The sequence below is a fragment of the uncultured Porphyromonas sp. genome (genome assembly GCF_947254915.1).
Taxonomy (GTDB): Bacteria; Bacteroidota; Bacteroidia; order Bacteroidales; family Porphyromonadaceae; genus Porphyromonas.
The window spans coordinates 1-2,875 of the sequence record NZ_CAMYEZ010000166.1; the positions used below are offsets into that span (position 1 = coordinate 1).

Sequence of the window (2,875 nt, forward strand, 5' to 3'; positions counted from 1 at the left end):
ATATAATAGTAAGAGGAGGTGAGCGAAGTGTGCTTGCCTTCTCTTCTTTTGTGTGAGCTCAAGACACCAGTGCGTGACATTTTGTCCATTGGCACATCACTTGCTTGAGATAGTCAGAATCAAACCTTAAAAACATGAACATAGATAAGTACACCATTAAATCGCAACGGGTGATCCAAACGATGATCGCCCAAGCGCGCCAGCAGGGGCATCAGGCTCTAGAGCCGATCTGTCTCCTAGATGCGTTGCTACGTGAGGGACGTGACGTCGTTGAGTACGTCGCTACCAAGGCGGGTGCCTATATGCACCAGATCGAGCAGGCCGTAGCGCAACAACTAGAGCGTCTGCCTCACGTCTCTGGTGGAGAGCCTTACCTCTCCAACCAGACGAACCAAGTGCTCACCCAGTCGGAGCAAATAGCTAGCGATATGGGTGACCAATACATCGCTGTAGAGCATATCCTCCTAGCCCTTCTCAAGGTATCCAGTGAAGCTCGTCAGCTACTCCTAGATGCAGGCTTGAACTACGCCGACGCTGAGAGCGCAATCCATGAGCTGCGCAAGGGTCGCAAGGTAGACTCCGCTACGAGTGATCAGCAGTACAACGCACTCGGTAAGTATGCGATCAACCTTTGCGAGCGAGCTCGTGAGGGCAAGCTAGACCCTGTCATAGGTCGTGACGAAGAGATACGTCGTGTCCTACAGATCCTCTCTCGCCGTACGAAGAATAATCCTATCCTCGTCGGTGAGCCAGGAGTCGGTAAGACCGCTATCGCCGAGGGTTTGGCGCATCGTGTCATACGTGGTGACGTGCCGGAGAACCTCAAGGACAAGCTCATCTATTCACTCGATATGGGCGCTCTCATCGCAGGTGCGAAGTATCAGGGAGAGTTTGAGGAGCGTCTCAAGTCAGTCGTCAATGAGGTGACCGCATCCAATGGGGAGGTGATCCTCTTCATCGATGAGATCCACACGCTCGTCGGTGCGGGCGCTTCGCAAGGAGCTATGGACGCGGCAAACATCCTCAAGCCCGCCCTTGCTCGTGGTGAGCTACGGGCCATCGGAGCCACCACCCTCGACGAGTACCGCAAGTACTTTGAGAAGGACAAGGCGCTCGAGCGCCGCTTCCAAATGGTGATGGTCGACGAGCCAGACGAGATGAGCAGTATCTCTATCCTGAGAGGTCTGAAGGAGCGCTACGAGAACCACCACAAGGTGCGTATCCAGGACGATGCAATCCTAGCGGCTGTCCAGCTGAGCGAGCGATACATCACCGACCGCTTCCTCCCCGACAAGGCGATCGACCTTGTGGACGAGGCTGCCGCACGACTACGTATCCAGATTGACTCAATGCCCGAGGAGCTAGATGAGTTGGAGCGTCGTATCAAGCAGCTAGAGATAGAGCGTGAAGCGATCAAGCGCGAGCACGACGAGCCTAAGCTGGCTGCGCTCTCTAAGCAGATAGCGGACCTCGAGGAAGAGCGCCATGCGCTGGCAGCTCAGTGGCATGGCGAGAAAGATCTAGTCAATGAGGCGCAACAACTGAAGGTCGAGCGTGAGCAAGCCACTATTGAGGCGGACAAAGCCGAGCGACTAGGCGACTACGGTCGTGTAGCTGAGCTACGCTACGGACGGCTCAAAGAGATAGACGATCAGATAGCTCAGATCAATCAGAAGCTTGCCGAGCAGCGTGCCTCTGGTACCGCACTGATCACCGAAGAGGTGACAGCCGAAGACATCGCTGACATCGTAGCCCGCTGGACTGGCATACCTGTAAGTCGTATGCTCATGAGCGAGCGCGACAAGCTCCTCAACCTAGAGGACGAGCTACACAAGCGTGTCGTTGGTCAGGATGAGGCGATCACCGCCATTGCAGATGCGGTGCGTCGTAGTCGTGCTGGCTTGCAGGATCCCAATAGGCCGATCGGTTCCTTTATCTTCCTCGGCACGACAGGTGTCGGTAAGACAGAGGTGGCTAGAGCCTTGGCTGAGTGCCTCTTTGACGATGAGCACATGATGACCCGTATCGATATGAGCGAGTATCAGGAGAAGTTTAGCGCCACTCGTCTGATCGGTGCACCTCCTGGCTATGTCGGCTACGATGAGGGTGGTCAGCTCACCGAGGCGATCAGGCGTAAGCCCTACTCGGTCGTGCTCTTTGATGAGATTGAGAAGGCTCACCCTGACGTCTTCAACCTACTCCTCCAAGTCCTGGACGATGGTAGGCTGACCGACAATAAGGGTCATGTGGTCAACTTCAAGAACACGATCATCATCATGACCAGCAACCTCGGCTCCGACCTGATCCGTCACAACTTCGAGCACATCGACGAGCAGAACCGTGAGGAGGTCATCGAGCGGACCGAAGAGGAGGTCAAGACGCTACTCAAGCAGACGATCCGTCCTGAGTTTGTCAACCGTATCGACGAGACCATCGTCTTCACACCTCTGACGAAGGCTCAGATCGCTCAGATCGTACGACTACAGCTTGACAAGGTAGCTCGCACACTGCAGGAAAATGGCGTGACGCTCCACTACAGCGACGCTGCCATCGACCTACTCTCCGAGCGGGGTTACGATCCCGAGTTTGGCGCACGTCCTGTCAAGCGTGTCATACAGCGGCTCGTCCTCAACGAGCTCTCGAAGGCACTCCTAGCAGGCACCGTAGAGCGCACGAAGCCTATCACGCTAGACGTAGGGGCTGACAAGCAGCTCACCTTCGTCGACTAAGCGCTCACTGAGCGACTGCAAAAGGATCAAATATAACTAACTCTGCTTCAGGGCTAACAAGCCATAAGTAGCAGACTCTTCTAAAGCTCCACCGAGGAAATCCCAAGCTCCTCGGTGGAGTTTTTTTATTCCCCACGGAGGCGTCG

Annotated in this window: 1 protein-coding gene; it reads left to right on the forward strand. The window is 55.2% G+C overall.

All coding sequences use genetic code 11. The features are described 5' to 3' along the window. Window positions 1-134 precede the first annotated feature (134 nt). Window positions 135-2,729, forward strand: coding sequence for an ATP-dependent chaperone ClpB (clpB, locus tag Q0X57_RS08070; RefSeq protein ID WP_297729962.1), 2,595 nt, complete (start codon window positions 135-137; stop codon window positions 2,727-2,729). Window positions 2,730-2,875: the final 146 nt, after the last annotated feature.